This window comes from Prevotella sp. E9-3, assembly GCF_022024015.1.
GTDB lineage: Bacteria > Bacteroidota > Bacteroidia > Bacteroidales > Bacteroidaceae > Prevotella.
Genome location: NZ_CP091786.1, coordinates 1665614 through 1682528 on the forward strand (window position 1 = coordinate 1665614; position 16915 = coordinate 1682528).

General features: G+C 45.5%; 13 protein-coding genes and 1 pseudogene. 4 read left to right on the forward strand and 10 right to left on the reverse strand.

The window, feature by feature from the left end; translation table 11 throughout:
* Positions 1–4: 4 nt before the first annotated feature.
* The 9 genes and pseudogenes from L6475_RS06065 to L6475_RS06110 all read right to left on the reverse strand — a co-directional run.
* The gene (locus L6475_RS06065; RefSeq protein ID WP_237823595.1) at positions 5–2302 is read right to left on the reverse strand and encodes an NADP-dependent malic enzyme; all 2298 of its coding nucleotides are present in this window, start codon (positions 2300–2302) and stop codon (positions 5–7) included.
* Positions 2303–2352: 50 nt separating this feature from the next.
* The gene (rbr, locus tag L6475_RS06070; RefSeq protein WP_237823597.1) at positions 2353–2895 is read right to left on the reverse strand and encodes a rubrerythrin; all 543 of its coding nucleotides are present in this window, start codon (positions 2893–2895) and stop codon (positions 2353–2355) included.
* A 55-nt stretch (positions 2896–2950) separates the two neighbouring features.
* Positions 2951–3985 (reverse strand): asparaginase, encoded by a 1035-nt coding sequence (locus L6475_RS06075; protein WP_237824055.1) that lies wholly within the window; start codon positions 3983–3985, stop codon positions 2951–2953.
* 57 nt (positions 3986–4042) lie between these two features.
* A complete protein-coding gene (locus tag L6475_RS06080; RefSeq protein ID WP_237823601.1) occupies positions 4043–5071 on the reverse strand; it encodes a porin in 1029 nt (342 codons plus the stop codon).
* A 28-nt stretch (positions 5072–5099) separates the two neighbouring features.
* The gene (locus L6475_RS06085) at positions 5100–6116 is read right to left on the reverse strand and encodes a sugar kinase (RefSeq protein WP_237823603.1); all 1017 of its coding nucleotides are present in this window, start codon (positions 6114–6116) and stop codon (positions 5100–5102) included.
* 11 nt (positions 6117–6127) lie between these two features.
* A complete protein-coding gene (locus L6475_RS06090) occupies positions 6128–8419 on the reverse strand; it encodes a bifunctional (p)ppGpp synthetase/guanosine-3',5'-bis(diphosphate) 3'-pyrophosphohydrolase (protein ID WP_237823606.1) in 2292 nt (763 codons plus the stop codon).
* Positions 8420–8427: 8 nt separating this feature from the next.
* On the reverse strand, positions 8428–9702 hold the full coding sequence (locus tag L6475_RS06095) for an O-acetylhomoserine aminocarboxypropyltransferase/cysteine synthase family protein (RefSeq protein WP_237823609.1): 1275 nt from the start codon (positions 9700–9702) through the stop codon (positions 8428–8430).
* A 120-nt stretch (positions 9703–9822) separates the two neighbouring features.
* Positions 9823–10872: a family 43 glycosylhydrolase gene (locus L6475_RS06100; protein WP_237823611.1), complete on the reverse strand. Its 1050-nt coding sequence runs from the start codon at positions 10870–10872 to the stop codon at positions 9823–9825.
* Between the two features lie 713 nt (positions 10873–11585).
* Positions 11586–11921: pseudogene (locus L6475_RS06110) on the reverse strand (cell filamentation protein Fic); the annotation flags it as partial.
* A gap of 295 nt (positions 11922–12216) precedes the next feature.
* Here L6475_RS06110 and L6475_RS06115 point away from each other — a divergent pair.
* Positions 12217–12654, forward strand: coding sequence for a C13 family peptidase (locus L6475_RS06115; RefSeq protein WP_237823612.1), 438 nt, complete (start codon positions 12217–12219; stop codon positions 12652–12654).
* Positions 12655–12671: 17 nt separating this feature from the next.
* Positions 12672–14219, forward strand: a complete 1548-nt coding sequence (locus L6475_RS06120; RefSeq protein ID WP_237823614.1) for a CotH kinase family protein — start codon at positions 12672–12674, stop codon at positions 14217–14219.
* Between the two features lie 112 nt (positions 14220–14331).
* Here L6475_RS06120 and L6475_RS14505 read toward each other — a convergent pair whose 3' ends face one another.
* Positions 14332–14889 (reverse strand): DapH/DapD/GlmU-related protein, encoded by a 558-nt coding sequence (locus L6475_RS14505; protein WP_305079895.1) that lies wholly within the window; start codon positions 14887–14889, stop codon positions 14332–14334.
* Positions 14890–15298: 409 nt separating this feature from the next.
* Between L6475_RS14505 and L6475_RS06130 the strand changes: the two genes are divergently transcribed.
* Together L6475_RS06130 and rpiB are read left to right on the forward strand one after the other, a co-directional pair.
* Positions 15299–15586, forward strand: coding sequence for an Abi family protein (locus tag L6475_RS06130; RefSeq protein WP_237823616.1), 288 nt, complete (start codon positions 15299–15301; stop codon positions 15584–15586).
* 252 nt (positions 15587–15838) lie between these two features.
* On the forward strand, positions 15839–16279 hold the full coding sequence (gene rpiB, locus L6475_RS06135; protein WP_237823618.1) for a ribose 5-phosphate isomerase B: 441 nt from the start codon (positions 15839–15841) through the stop codon (positions 16277–16279).
* The last annotated feature ends 636 nt before the right edge of the window (positions 16280–16915 follow it).

Here is a 16915-nt window from a genome sequence, read left to right on the forward strand (position 1 = left end):
AAAATTATCTTTTTGCAATGCGAGTCTTGATCTTGTCCACATAGGCATCAATCACAGCAACGGCAACGATATTCACTACGTCTCGTACTGATGCACCAAAGTCGATGAAGTGTATTGGCTTGTTCAGTCCCATTTGGATCGGGCCAATGATTTCCACATCAGGATCCAACATCTGCAGCATCTTGTAGCTTGAACGGGCTGCTGAAAGATTTGGGAATACGAGTGTGTTGACATCTTTACCCTTGAGACGTGTGAAACCATATTGCTCATCGCGCAAGTCGCGATCTAATGCAAATCCAATCTGCATCTCACCATCGATAGCCAGATCAGGGAACTCCTTTTGCATCTGCTCAACGGCAGCGCGTACTTTCTGGGCACCAGTGCTTGTTGATGAACCAAAGTTGGAGTGGCTGATCATAGAGATTACTGGCTTTTCGTTGAAGAATCGTACAGTGGTGGCCGACAGTTTGGCAATATCTACGAGGGTGTCTGTATCGGGACTCTCGTTGACGAGTGTATCTGCCAGATAGAGAGTTCCCTTAGGCGAGTTGATGATGTGCATGGTGCCGAAATGCTTGTACTCAGGACGAATACCAATTACCTCATTGACAACTTTAATTGTATTTGAGTATTTGGTGTACAGACCTGTAATGAAAGCATCTGCCTCGCCAGTTTCAACCATCATCATGCCGAAATAGTTGCGCTCGAACATCTTGTCGTTTGCTTCCTGATAGGTATAACCATCACGCTGACGCTTCTCGCACAGAATACGGGCATAACGCTCTCGGCGTTCCTGTTCGTTGGGGTGGCGCAAGTTTACAATCTCAATGCCTTCCAGACTCAGCTGTAACTGTTTAGCCATCTTCTCGATTACCTCATCGTTGCCAAGCAAAATGGGCTGGCAGATACCTTCGCTTTTGGCCTGAACTGCGGCCTTCAGCATAGTGGGGTGGATGGCCTCAGCAAATACTACACGTTGCGGATGGGCAGCAGCTGTAGAATAAAGCTTCTGAGTGAGCTTTGTCTCCTGACCAAGCAGCAATGACAGAGACTTCTTATATTCCGACCAGTTCTTGATCTTCTTGCGGGCTACACCACTCTTAATGGCAGCCTTGGCAACTGCTGCACTCACCTCGCTAATGAGGCGTGGGTCAACAGGCTTTGGAATGAAATACTGGCGTCCGAACTTAAGGTTGTTTACCTTATATACATCGTTTACTACGTCAGGTACAGGCTTCTTAGCCAAATCAGCAATGGCCAGTACTGCAGCCATCTTCATTTCTTCATTGATGGCTGTAGCATGAACATCCAATGCACCACGGAAGATGTAGGGGAATCCAATAACGTTGTTAATCTGGTTGGGGTAGTCGGTACGTCCTGTTGACATCAATACATCGGGACGTGCCTCCATTGCATCCTCATATGAGATTTCGGGTACAGGATTGGCAAGGGCAAAGATAATAGGATCTTTGGCCATTGTTTTCACCATATCCTTTGACAGAACGTTACCTTTCGACAGTCCTACGAACACATCAGCTTCATTTACGGCTTCTGCAAGTGTGTGTATGTCGGTGCGATTGGTGGCAAAGAAACGCTTCTGTTCGTTCAGGTCAGTACGGTCGGCGCTGATTACACCTTTCGAGTCGAGCATCACAATATTCTCCTTCTGAACACCCAGTGCCATATACAACTTTGTGCAGGAAATAGCAGCAGCACCAGCACCGTTGACTACCAGTCGGACTTTAGTGATGTCTTTACCGACAACCTCAAGAGCGTTCTTCAAACCAGCGGCACTGATAATGGCTGTACCGTGCTGGTCGTCATGCATCACAGGAATATCCAAAGTCTTCTTCAGACGTTCCTCGATATAGAAGCATTCAGGAGCTTTGATGTCTTCAAGGTTGATACCGCCAAAGGTTGGAGCAATACGTTCTACTGCTTCACAGAACTTTACGGGATCTTTCTCGTCAACTTCAATGTCGAATACATCAATACCACCATAAATTTTGAACAAAAGACCCTTGCCTTCCATCACCGGTTTGCCACTCATGGCACCGATATCGCCGAGACCAAGTACGGCAGTACCATTTGAAATTACCGCAACAAGGTTGCCTTTGTCCGTATAACGGTAGGCGTTGTCGGGGTTCTCCTGAATCTCCAGACAGGGATAGGCCACACCTGGAGAGTAAGCCAGCGACAGGTCTGTCTGTGTGCGATAGGCCTTCGTGGGCTTTACTTCAATCTTTCCTGGACGGCCGCTCTCGTGATAGATCAATGCCGCCTCTTTTGTGATTTTTGCCATAAATAATTAAGTTGATTGTGTTGTGGATATGATGAAAAAATTATTCGTTATTAATAATTCTGAGCCTTCACCTGGAAGTAAGCCTGGGGGTGGTTGCAAACGGGGCATACCTCAGGAGCTTTCTTGCCAATGACGATATGACCACAATTTGAACACTGCCAGATAACATCATTATCTTTTGAGAAAACGCGCTCCTTCTTAATATTGTCAAGCAATTTGCGATAGCGCTCCTCGTGTTCCTTTTCAATAGCTGCAACACCTTCGAATTTCTCGGCTATTTCGTCAAAGCCCTCCTCGCGTGCCTCCTTGGCCATGCGAGCATACATATCAGTCCACTCAAAATTCTCACCTCCGGCAGCAGCCTCAAGGTTTTCTGGTGTACTCTTGATAGCGCCACCTTCCAATAATTTGAACCACATCTTAGCATGTTCTTTCTCATTGGCAGCTGTCTCTTCAAAGATAGCAGCAATCTGTACAAAACCATCCTTCTTGGCTTTTGAGGCCCAGTAGGTATATTTATTACGTGCCATTGACTCACCTGCAAATGCTTCCTGCAGATTCTTTTCTGTTTTGGTTCCTTTCAGTTGTTTCATAATTCTTTTTGCGTTTAGTTATTAATAATAGGTGAAATTGAATTATTGTCAGGCATTATTCGGTAATCTCTCCGCGAATACTGCGCTGCATATACTTGCGTATTTGTTCTGGGTCATCATAGTGTGACTGCAAGAACATTAATTTTGTTACAGCACTTTCCACCGTTGAATCGTAACCACTTATCACGCCAGCCTCTTTCAGTTGGTAGCCCGTGTCATATCGTCCCATCTCAACCCGGCCTTGCAGGCATTGGCTGATGTTGATAATTACTTTGCCCCGACGCGTTCCTTCTTTCAGTGCGCTGATCAACCAAGGATTCTGTGGCGCGTTGCCCGACCCAAATGTTCTCATCACTATAGAACGAAGGTTGGGGGTAGCAATGATATGACGAATCAAATCCTCACGTACACCAGGAAACAACGAGAAGATAATCACGTTGTTGTCGAGACGGAAATGAGGAGTCATGGGTTTTGTGAAGTCTGGCTTCATAATCAAATCTTCGTGATAGGTGATGTTTACGCCAGCATCCACAAGGTGCGGATAGTTAAACGACTCGAAAGCGTTAAACTCATCCGCACTTTGTTTGGTGGTACGATTGCCTCGCAGCAAGTGCCCATTGAAATAAATGCCCACCTCTGGAACCATAGCTGTGCCATCCTGATGACGTGCAGCAGCTATTTCGATAGAGGTGATGAGATTCTCTTTACCGTCTGTTCTTAGCTGTCCGATGGGAAGTTGCGAACCGGTGAAGATAACGGGCTTGGTCAAGTTCTCCAGCATATAGCTCATGGCCGAGGCCGTATAGGCCATTGTATCTGTACCGTGAAGTACCACAAAACCATCGTAGTCTTCATAATGATCGGCTATCACATGACTCAGGTCTGTCCATCTTAGTGGAGACATATCACTGGAGTCAATGGGAGGATCAAACTGATACGTTGATATTTTGGTATCGAATTGTTTCAGTTCCGGCACATTATACAGCAGGTGCTCGAAGTCGAATGGTTCGAGCGCATGCGTGTGTGGATTACGGTTCATACCGATAGTGCCACCCGTGTAGATAAGGAGAACTTTTGATGTCACAATAATCTTTCCCGTTTAATACGATTGACTTGTTGTCGTTATTCCTTGGACGATGGGATTCAATTAGAAACGGAAGTCGAGTTCTACGTCAACGAGGTTGTAGTTGAAATGGCCAGCGCGTTCATTCACACGGGCATATTCCAAGTTCAACTGCAAGTTCTTGGTGAACATATAGTCGGCACCCACTTCATACAGAGTCTTTGACTGTCCCCATTCCTTAGCCTCACGATACAGGTCGTAGCGAGCCTTAACATGGAGTTTCTTCTCAATGATAGGGGCAATGCAGAGCGCATAGATACCGTCGGCCTTATCGCTGGTGTGATTAGCATTCCATCCCTGGTTGTGAATGTACTCGGTGCGGAATGTCCAGTCGTTCTTGGCATATTCGGCAGAGAGGGCGTAGCGGTTCTTCTGGACGTTCTCATTGTTTATCTGGCTGCTTCCTGTCCATCCGAAAGCACCGATGCGCATGCCCTGAACCGGCACTACCCAAATGCCGCCGATGATGTCCTTTTGATTGTTCTTGTCCTTCTGGTTGATACCTTCACCGTTGAACACGCCTACCTGATAATGAAGCAGGTTGTGGTCATTGACCTTCAGGAGGTCGCCTTGAAACTGCAGGCCGATATCACGTCCGTTGGAGGCATGCTGACCTGTGCGGTCGCTGAAGCCAGCCAATTTAGAAACGTTCTGTGAGTAGCTCATAAAGCCTTGGGTGATTGGGTGCATGGGGTTCTCAAAAGTAAATGGACGCTTAAACTGACCGGCCTTCACTTTGAAAAACTCATATTTCTGCCACTCACCAAAAAGATCAACCAAACGGATGTCTGTAGATGATTTGTCTGGATCAAAGGTATTACCATTAATCTGCATCTGAACTTTCCAGTAAAAGTCGTCGTGGGCACGGCCTTCAAGAGCCAATCGAGCCAAACGTAGGTTAAAGGCATTTGTTTCAGCCTCCTTCTTATCGCTGGCTTGATATTGTACCATTCCGTATCCACTGAACTTTATATTCTGAAACCATTCATTGGTCTGGGCACTTGCTGTTATTGTGGCAAGTGTAGTAAGAAATAATAAGAAAACCTTTTTCATTATCGTTTTGATTTATAATATTTTACCTTTATTTGATTATTGCTTTTATTTCATCGTCAGAAGCCAGGTTGAAGTCACCTGGTATTGTATTCTTGACGGCTGCTGCTGCTAAAGCGTAGTTCAGTTTCATTTGCTCATCATCAGGGAATGCATCAAGTGAATGAAGCAGTCCTGCCATGAAAGCATCGCCAACCCCCACTGGGTCAATGACATCTGTTATATTATATATAGGTGCTTGGAGCAACTGTCCATGAGTCCAAAGCAGGGCAGTCAGCGTGTGATGACTGGAGGCCACGATGTTGCGCATACCCATCAGCCAACGCTTGCAGCGTGGAAATTCGGCATGCAAGTCGTCGAACCATTCACGGTATTCATCCATCTGCATCTCAAAATCGGAAGTCGTGGCTGTAAAAGGTGGTTGCTGGCGCTGACAAATCCATTCAAACTCAATGGCATCTCCAAACATCATGTCGCAGCGTGAGAGCATCTTCTTCAGTGTTGCTCTTGGATCAGCTCCGTATTTCCAAAGGTTCTTACGGTAGTTGATATCGAAAGAAATCTGTAACCCCAGTTCATCGGCCACGTCAAGAGCCTCAAAGGTAGCGTCAGCTGCGTTTTGGGATATTGAGGCGGTGATGCCAGAAACATGTAGTATATCAGCATCTTTAAGAATTTCACGCCAGGGAATCATGCCAGGCTTCAATTCGTAATAAGCGGAACCATTACGGTCGTAAATAACTTTCGAAGCTCGCATTCCAGCGGCAGGTTCAAGATAATAAGTGCCAATACGTGTGCCGCCATAAATGATACGGTGGGTATCGACTCCCAATTGGCGTAAATTTTCCATGGCAGTCTTACCAATCGCATTATCTGGCAGTCGGGTAATGTATTCTACGTTGTCTCCCAGAGTAGCCAGCGAAACAGCAACATTGGCTTCACTGCCACCATATTTACTGGTAAACATATCGCCCTGAGTCAATCGCAGATGATCAAGTTTTGAAAAGCGTAAGAGCAATTCACCGAATGTTACAATCTTCTTAGCCATAGTCTTTGTGTTTAAATTCTCTCCACCTGTTTCACTCCTTTTACTGTTCTCAGTTTCTTGATGAGCGATTCCAGGCGAGTGTTGTCATTAATCATTATTACTAAGTTTCCGCGGAACAGTCCATCGTTCGAGTCGATATTAATGCTCCGCAATATAAGTTTCTCATCTTTTGAGATGATACTAGTCAAGTTGTTTACAATACCCAAATCGTCATTACCAATGACGCGCAGCGTGATGCTATATTGTGATGAACCTTTGCCGCTCCATTTGGCTTTCACTATTCGGTAGCCAAAGCGACGACGCATTTCATGAGCGTTCGGACAGTCACATCGGTGGATCTTGATGCCGCCTCCAGCAGTTACAAAGCCAAACACTTCGTCTCCATAGATGGGATTACAGCATTTTGCAAGCTGGTAGTCAATACCTTTGAGGTTTTTGTCAATCACCAGCACATCATCGCTTGGTTGAGTTTGAGGAGCCACATGATCTTCCAATACAAACTCATCGGCTGAGCGCATGGCATTCTTGCTCACCTGTTTTCCGTCCGCATCAACACCTTTCTCTACTTGTTGAAGTTCAAGGTATTTATCTATGACGGTAGCCACATCAAGTGTGCCTGAAGCAATGTCTCTATAGAAATCGCTGGCCTCCTTATAGCCCAGTTTTTTCATGGAGCGCATCATCAAACTCTCGTCCTGTTCAATCTTTCGATTGCGGAATTTGCGTTCCAGCATTTCCTTCACCATCATGGCCTCTTTCTGTTGTGTTTCTTTGAGGGCCAGTCTGATTTTTGCCTTAGCGCGTGGAGTTTTGACTATGTTTAGCCATTCCTGTTTGGGCCTTTGAGTTGACGAGGTCAGAATTTCTACCTGGTCGCCAGAGTGAAGTTCATAGCGGAAGGTAACCACCTTTCCGTTTTCACTTAATGCCGATCGGATGCGGGCACCTGTACAGGCACTTCCCACCTTTGAGTGGATATGATAGGCCATATCGAGCACAGTAGATCCTTTCTGGAAACGCATCAGATCGCCTTTGGGCGTAAACACATACACTTCTTCCTCCTCCAGTTCCATCTTGAACTGGTCCATGGCTTTTAGTCCGTCATCAGCATTTTCCAGCATCTGCCGAATACCTGCAAGCCACTCATCCATGCCGCCACCTTCAGCTTTCACGCCTTTATAGCGCCAGTGAGCTGCCACACCTCGTTCGGCAATCTCGTCCATGCGTTCAGTACGTATCTGAACCTCAACCCATTTCTGTTCAGGTCCTAATACGGTGATATGAAGAGATTCATAGCCGTTTGATTTAGGAACAGAAAGCCAGTCGCGCATGCGCTTGGGGTTAGAGGTGTACATGTCTGTGATGATGGCAAATGTTTGCCAGCAACACTGTTTCTCCATCTCTGGTGGGCAGTCGATGATAATACGTATGGCAAAGAGGTCGTACACTCCCTCAAATGCACACTTTTGTTTTTTCATCTTCTGCCAAATGCTATGAATGGATTTCGTTCTTCCTTTCATGTGGAACTTCAATCCGGCAGCTTTTAGCTTTTCTTCAATAGGGCCGATAAAGTTCTGTATGTAGGCATCGCGTACTTGCTTTGTGGCATTCAGCTTCTCCTTAATATGATAGTATGCATCGTGCTCAAGATACTTTAAGGAGAGGTCTTCAAGTTCGCTCTTCAGTTTGTAAAGACCCAGTTTGTGGGCTAATGGAGCGTAGAGGAATGCAGCTTCCTGACTAACTTCTGTTTTTGCTTCAAGATTTTCTGTGTCGCGTATCTGTCGCATCATGTTCACACGGTCGGCAATCATGATGAGAATGACGCGCATGTCCTCTGCCAGCGACAATAGAAGGTTTCGGAAATTCTCTCCTTGTGAACTTCCAAAAGCCGAACGGTCGCCGTCTGTTAAGGGGTTACGCTGGTAAAGTTCTTGAATACGGCTCAATCCTTGCAAGATGCGAGCAACAGAAGTACCATAGTCATGCTCTACATCTTCTATATTAATAAGATCCTGTTCAATGCTGGGGCGAAGCATGATAGCAATAACTGCTTCACGTTTCAGCCCTATCTCTTCTACAACAAGGATTGCAGTCTGAAGACTTGTGATGATTGGATTTAACCCGAAAACATCGCGACGCACAAAACCTTCATTAATAACCTTAACTAAATGGTGACGAAGTTTCTGTTCGTTTTCGTCTTCACCAGGAAGTGTCGGGCCATTTACAAGGGCTCTCAACTGGTCGTAAAGTTCCAGTGCCTGTTGCCGCTCCTCAGGGGTAAATATTGTTTTGTCTTCCAATTGCTATTTTATATGTTGTCTAATGCCTGCTTCAGGTCATCGATGATGTCTGTTACATCCTCAATACCTACTGACAGGCGAATAAGATCGGGTGCTACTCCTGCTTCGCGTAATTGCTCGTCGGAAAGCTGGCGATGGGTATGACTGGCAGGATGAAGAACACAAGTGCGCGCATCGGCCACATGAGTCACAATTGCTACCAATTTCAGGGAGTCCATGAAACGTACGGCTGTTTCGCGAGTGCCTTTCAATCCGAAGGCTAATACGCCACACGAACCGTTTGGCAAGTATTTCTGAGCCAGTGCATGACTTTCATCACTCTCAAGTCCACTATAGTGTACCCAGGCAACACGCTCGTCTTTACTCAGGAACTCGGCCACTTTTTGAGCATTCTCGCAATGGCGTTGCATACGCAGATGGAGCGTCTCCAATCCCAGGTTCAGAAGAAATGAGTTCTGAGGTGATGGAATGCTTCCTAAGTCGCGCATCAGTTGCGCCACCAGTTTCGTGATGTAAGCCATCTTTCCGAAGGCTTTTGTATAGGTCAATCCGTGATAAGACTCATCAGGAGTAGTAAGTCCAGGATATTTTTCATCCCAATTGAAGTTTCCGCTATCTACTACACAACCGCCAACTTGAGTGGCATGACCGTCCATGTATTTAGTAGTAGAGTGGGTCACGATGTCAGCTCCCCATTCAAATGGTCGGCAGTTGATGGGGGTGGGGAAGGTGTTGTCTATAACAAGGGGTACATTGTGACTGTGGGCAATACGAGCAAATTTCTCAATGTCGAGTACCTTACAGCCAGGGTTTGAGATGGTCTCACCAAACAGGAGTTTTGTATTTGGACGGAAAGCTTTGGAAATTTCCTCTTCCGAAGCCTCCGGGTTTACGAAGGTACATTCAATTCCTAATTTCTTTAGTGTTACACCAAACAGATTGTATGTACCGCCATAAATTTCATTTGATGCCACTACATGGTCGCCTGCTTCACAGATGTTAAACACGGCATAGAAGTTTGCAGCCTGTCCGCTTGAAGTGAGTACAGCACCTACACCACCTTCCAGTGCAGCAATCTTACTGGCTACTGCATCGTTGGTTGGATTTTGCAGACGGGTGTAGAAATAGCCTTCTTTCTTGAGGTCGAAGAGGTCGGCCATTTCCTCAGTGTTGTCATATTTAAAGGTAGTACTCTGATATATTGGTAATACACGAGGTTCACCGTTTTTGGGCTGCCATCCTGCTTGCACACAAAGTGTGTCTCTTTTCAACTTCTTTTCCATGTTAGTTAAATCAGATTTGAAATTCAGAGTGCAAAAGTAAGAAAAAACAAGGGAAATACAAAAGAAAAGGCGGCTTTTCTTTCGTATTTCCTTATGAAAGTGTTATAGGTTAAACAGAAGTTACTCGTTAATTTCCGGCCATTCGTCGTCTGTCCATCTGATAGTACGTTGGATAAGCATTGCTACTCCATTGTGCTTGGCACTATAGCCATGGCAGATAAAGATGTCTTCACCGTCGAACGAATAGGCTGCGCAATGTCCTGCTGCCTCCCATTCGTTTTTGTCTCCTTCCAGGAAGATGGTTCCTCCGCCATTCATCATCTCCTTGCCTTCACGGTCTAAGTACGGACCATCGATATTCTTACTTCTGCCTACAGCTACACGATAGTTGCTTTTAGTTCCACGACAGCAATAGTCCCACGATACGAAGAGGTAATAGTAACCATTATGCTTGAAAATGAACGGTGCTTCAATCGCATTCGTACCGGCAAATTTCGAAGTCGGGTTCTCTTCCTTCGGTTTATGATTGGGAGCATATCGACGAGCTATGGTGCGTATTCCTTTGTTTTTGTCGAGGTGCATGGTGGAGTCGAGTCTGGCTAACTGGATGCCATCCCAGAACGATCCCCACACCATCCAAGGGGTGTCGTTGTCATCAATAACAAAGTTCGGGTCAATGGCATTCCAGTTGTCTCCTGTGTGTTGACCGTTTTTCTCTTTTTTCCAATGGTGTGATGTGACAATACATCCCTCGTCTTTCCACATGCTTGAACGGAGTGATTGACTGCTTAGCAGGCCGATTGCCGAACCGTTTTTGCCAAATGTAGAGCAGCTATAGGCCAGCCACCATTTTCCATGCCAGTTGATAATGTCGGGTGCCCATACGTGGTTAGTGAATCCTGGAACAGAATCGGTTGTCCAACCTGGTATCACGGTCATTACCGGTGTTGGTAGTACTGTCCATACCTTTCTGTCTTTAGAGGTCATTTGTTGAATTCCCCTACCTGTAGAATAAATATAATAGGTGTCATTCTCCTTGGCCATCACTGGATCGTGAACCATTGGATTTTCTGTGGTAAAGGCCTCACGTTGAAAATTTCGACGCTGTCCCTGTGCGACTGTGGTACTCACAATTGTAATCAGCATCGATAGAAATAATGTTCTTTTCATTTTTATAAGTGTTGGTAGTTTAGTTATTCGACTGCAAATTTACAATTAATTCTGCAAATTCTTTCCTTTTTCTCTCGACTTTTCGAAACTTTGGAAGAATTCGCAGGATTTCTTTGTATAAAGGCAGTTCCGAGGATTGAGAAAATTTAGGGTTACGATATAGAGACCGTTCTTGCGTCCCGTTGGTAGCAAGCGGCAAAGCCGAGCGCTAAATTCAATGTTCTGCTATAAATTGCCTAAAAGAGCACCCGACTCAGAACCACCGCCTGTTTCGTGGCTCATCATCGAGTGTAAAGGTACCGCTCGGCTTTGCCGCTTGCCCAAGCAAGAACTTTATTTTGAAATAGCCAAATGCTATTTACAAATTCTAACGTCTGAATTTCAGGCAAGAATCCATAGATTACCTGCTGTTCTTATAACCGATTCATCCAACTCCAGCTTCTATCTCTCTCTGAGCATAGATCACAGCATCACGCTTTACCTCGTCCTCACCCTCAACGGTATCCAGCACCTTGTCCGCCAACCAAATAGTCAGCAGTTCTTTTTCCGTATGCTTTCAGCCTGCTTTGTGGCTTCTTATAGCCTACTCCAAGGCATACTCGTGAGTAAGGCTATAAGCAGCCCTAGAGTATGCCTACATCTTGGGTAGAGCTTGCCAAGTGCTTGCCAAATCCTATTCTTCCTGCTCATAGTAATATGAATAGACAATGCCTTTCCAAGTAGCTGTGCAGATGCTCTGCCAAACAAAACAAAGTATTCCCCTTAGCGATGGTTTTCGTACGAATCTTGCCAGCAAAGTCATATAGCCCACCAAACAGATAGGCATGAATCTGCTGCAGCGCCTTAATAGTGCCCACATCTTTTTCTGCCACCAGATCACTCTCCCACAGCGTGTAGGCCTTCTTCTGGCTCTGTCCGTCTATGGTGTTATCGCTGTAGGTGAACCAATCGAGGAAGTCCATTGCCTGTTGGTTTCGAATGGTCTTAGCAAGCTTATCGACACCCGTCTGGCTGATAACATCGGTCATACGTTTCTTTCCATCAGGAGCAGTCTTTGTCTTATAGCCTTGCTGCTCAGCGGTGTGACAGTGCCTGTCCCCATGACTATAACAAATTACCAAAAATTTGCATCATTATTCACTTATGAGCCCCTTCTTCCTTTTGTCATCTCAAGACAGAAAAACACACTTTTCTGGGGAAATGCTTGTATCATTCAAATAAAGCCTTTATCTTTGTGGCGGAATAATATTACAATGATAATAAAAAAGAATCTATTAACGATGCTGGCCGCCATCCTTTTTTGCGGCTTTACAGTGACATGGTTGAGCGCCTGCTCGAGTGGTGATGATGATAACAAATAAGACGCCTGTGGTATTGCCTGCAGGACAGGGCATGACCGCCGACCTGCTGAAAGAGACGCTGCAATCGATGGCGGATGCCCATCAGTTCCGTCAGATGCTCGTGTGCCTGGAGCCCTGCTATTCGGCTAACATGGGAAAAGCACTTGAGGGCATCCCCGGTGTGCTGGCCATCTGTTCGGCAGGACCTTATGAGCAGTCGTTTGCCGACTCGTGGAGCAACGAACTGGGAGTATGGATGTGTGACCGCTTCACCCGAAACCTCATCGGCCACGCCACCGAATATCCCAACGGCACCTATCGTGACCTCTACCTCTACTGTGCCCAGCACACCCTCGGTTCGCATGTAGGCATCTACAACTACACCTACTTCGGCAACCTCTACACCACCGGCCCGAAAGATTTTTTTGTCAAAAATAAGTGATGATGACCTATCACAATATGAAAGATGTTTTATTAACTATACTGCTGTGCTTATTTGCCATAGAAGTTCCTGCTGACAGCTGGGATGAAGGGAACTTTAAGCCCTATAATACCGATGTCGTGCTAGAGAAGACAAACCTGCCCATCCTGTTCATCAACACCCGCGACGAAGCCGGCCATACCACCGCCATCCATAAAGACTACCAAGTGGCAGTGCGTATGAAGATCATCAACAATGCTGACGGGGTGAACTACGGCGACACAGTGGCACATTCGGGGCAGACCACCGACTATGAGGGATGGGTAGGCATCAAGTACAGAGGTAGCAGCTCATTTTATGACTCCGACAAGAAACCTTATGGTTTCAGAACCTTGAAAACGGCTGACGTGAACGGAAAGAAAGAGAAAGTGAAACTGCTCGGTTTGCCAGAGGACAACAACTGGGTGTTGCTGGCGCCCTATCATGACCGCAGTCTGATCCGCGATCCGCTGGTGTATCAACTCTCACGGCCCTACTTCGAATTCACACCTAAGTGCAAATTCTGCGAGATCATCGTCGACGGCATCTACTATGGTGTCTATATTCTCTGCGAAAAACCCAGCAAGGGCGAGAACCGCTTGAACTTTACTGCTCCAGGCGACAGCGGCGACGAACTGACTGGCGACTATATGGTGGAGATAGACCGTGATAATGAGCCACATTTCGTATTGAAATACAAAATGTACGATCATGATATCTGCGCAAAGTACCACTTCCCTGAGTACGAGGAAATATCAAGTGAACAGATGGCCTATATCAAGCAGCGGTTTGACGAGTTGGAGGATGTGCTCAACAGCGACGGTTTTGCTGACAAGGAGAATGGCTACAGCAAGTATATCGACGTGGAAAACTTCATCAATTACCAGCTGATGACGGAGTTCTGCCAAAACCCTGACGGTTATCGTCTGAGTACCTATATCTATAAACGACGTGACTCTGTGGATCCGCGATTCAAGATAACCCCTTGGGACTACAACATGACCTTCGGCAATAATATCGCAGCAGGAGATTTCCTCTATGAGCAATGGGTATATGAGAAAGGACAGAAAGCGGGGCTGTTAGGCAAGCTGCCTGTGCCTTTCTGGTGGAAACGGCTAACAGAAGACGAAGCCTATTGGAAACGCATGAAGGAGCGATGGGCTGAATTACGAACCAGCACACTGAGCGACCAGCACGTCACTGAAATGATGGACTCTCTGGTCAACGAAGTAACGATTGGAGGTGCCTGTGAGCGCAATTATCAGGCATGGTCCATCTGGGACAAAGAGATTCCCCTGGCTCCCACCACTGCCACAAACTATGATGAGGAAATAGCCCTCATGCGTGAATGGACTAAGAAACAAGTGGCGTGGATTGACGAACAACTGGTTTTCGATCCTACGGGTATCATCTCTATTCAGAAAGTGCCATTCGTCAAGCGTAAAGACAATGATGACTGGTATGATCTTCAAGGTCGTAAGTTCGCCCCCAAACCCACCGCCCGAGGCATATACATACTCCAAGGCAAAAAGGAATTAATCAAATAGCAGGACGACATGGGGCAAGGCTCTGATCGATAAGATGGGAGCCAAGCAACTGAAAGGTCGTCGCCTGACAGTAGTCACTGGGACAGGTACTTGGGTATGATGCCAACAATGGTCAGAGGGTTTTGATGATTTTGGCGGGATTGCCACCGACTACTGCGTTGTCGGGGACATCCTTGGTGACTACGGCACCAGCGGCTACGACGGCATTGCGGCCTATGGTGACACCGGGACAGATGATGGCTCCGATGCATATCCACGCATTCTCCTTGATGGTCACCTGACCGAAATGAAACAGGTCGTGCCTGTCGTAGAGGTCGTGATCAACAGTGACTATCTTCACCTCGGGACCTATCAGCACATTGTCTTCTATCACTACCCTACCCGGCGAGAGGATGGTGGCTCCCTTGTTGATGGTCACATTCTTCCCGAAGGTCATCCGGCATCCGCAATCGCAATAGAAGGGTGACACAACGACGACACTATCGTCTAATGCACACTGAAACAATTCCTCCAGCAGTCCCTTGTAATCGGGTTCGGTGGGTTTTCTTGCCGAGATTTTGAGGCATAGTTCATGACTACGTATCATCTCTGCCTCTACGTTGCGCATACGAGGGTCGCTCTTGTGTCCTGTTCCCGTGGCATCTATGGTGTCAAACATATTATTATCCATGCTATTATCACAAAACTTATTAATTCTTGGGTACAAAAGTAATAAATTTGCCGTAAATTTGGTATTTTTGCAGGGAAAACCGTTTTACTTTTTCTCTTTATTAGTGATACGATAAATTTTAATTGTTACCATACACACCAACAGGACATCTACCGTTGCCTTGTTCCCTGACGATGGATCGGAAGTTGCGAAGTTCAGATACGCCAAAGACAAAGCGTCATAGTAACGGTTCGTTATGCCTGTAAACAGCCTTTCACAAGGCTTGTAAAAACACTTTTTAGGCGAAAATTGGTAGAAATGTCTCAAAAAACTAGGAAGTTAAAAGAAAAATGCCTAACTTTACAACGACAAATCCCGCCCGCTTCCCATAAGAACAGCGTACCCAGCGGGACATTTTTTGTATATAGACATGAGATATACCAAACAAGCAATGACGCTGGCACAGCAGATTCAGACACTGCAAGGCAGAGGTCTGATGATTGCTGATACCAATAAGGCAGAACAAGCTCTTGATGCTATCAGCTATTTCCGATTGGCAGACTACTGGTATCATCTGGAAGCTGATCATCATACTCATCAGTTCCTACCCGACAGTCATTTTGATGAAGTGCTGGCTTGTTACTATTCAGAGTTCGAGCGGCCTTTCACGTCCCACATAGCCAGTGATATTCAAGTTGCATTTTCACTTCGTTCCTAAACTCCTCGGTTTTCCTTGCATTGCCCTTTATTTACGCGTTTTCTGCGTTAATCTTCCAAAATCCGTCTTTCGTTACATACTTTTTTCGTAACTCTGGCTGACGCCGAAGTTCTTGGACGAGCCAAGCGAAATAAGTTTCGAGTCCTTCGTCTCGGAAATGAAAAGAAAAGCAAGCATTTCTTTTGCATTTCTCTCGACTTTTCGTAACTTTGCAATCCGAAATAATTTATACTATTAATACACTATTATACTATGGAGATAAAGACCATTGGACTGGCCAGCGATCATGCAGGCTTTGAACTTAAACAATTTGTGAAGCAATACCTTGATGAAAAAGGACTCGCTTATAAAGATTATGGTACATACACGGAGGATTCGTGCGACTACCCTGACTTCGGTCATGCATTGGCTCATGGAATGGAACAGGGTGAAGTATTTCCTGGTATTGCCATTTGCGGAAGTGGTGAAGGTATTAGCATGACTCTGAACAAACACCAAAGCATTCGGGCCGGACTTTGCTGGATTCCTGAGATTGCCCATCTGATTCGTCAGCATAATAATGCTAATGTTTTGGTGATGCCTGGACGTTTCATTGATCACGACATGGCTCGCAAAATTATGGACGAGTTCTTTACCACCGAGTTTGAGGGCGGTCGCCACCAGAAGCGTATCGATAAGATTCCAGTACAGTAGAAGAGTATAAATATGCGTTTCAGAGATGCATATTTATTACGTTAAGACGCGTGAGAATCGCGCGAAAATCACCAACTCCTACTTCGGACTTCTCTGTGCGAATTATGAGCAAGTTAAGACAAAATTGTAAAATATTAAATATCAATGATTTACAGATTTTGTGCTCAAAATGGCGTCTCTTTTTTCTAAATAACTCCTGAATATAGGCTGCAATAGAACTTCTATTATACTCAAATTGAATGAATCTTATGTTGTAACTGCAATTCAATTATGGTGTAATAGAAGTTCTATTGAAGTATAGAATTCATTCAATTGCAGTATAAGATTTATTCAGTTGCGTTATAGCGGCTGTTTTCTATTGCAATAAGTGATGTTTTTCGTTGTTCCGCCGTTCTAGTTTGCGATTTTTGTTTGTCTTAATTTTCGAAAAGCAAACTGAAAAAATATGCATTTTTGGGGTGGGGCTTACCACTCGATTTTTCGTAACTTTGTAAGAATTCTCGCCTTTTCTTTATATAAAGGCAGTCTGGGGGATTGAAAAAAAATGGGGTTACGATTTGGAGACCGTTCTTGCGTCCCGTTGGTAGCAAGCGACAAAGCCGAGCGCTCTATTCAATGTTCTGCTATAAATTGCCT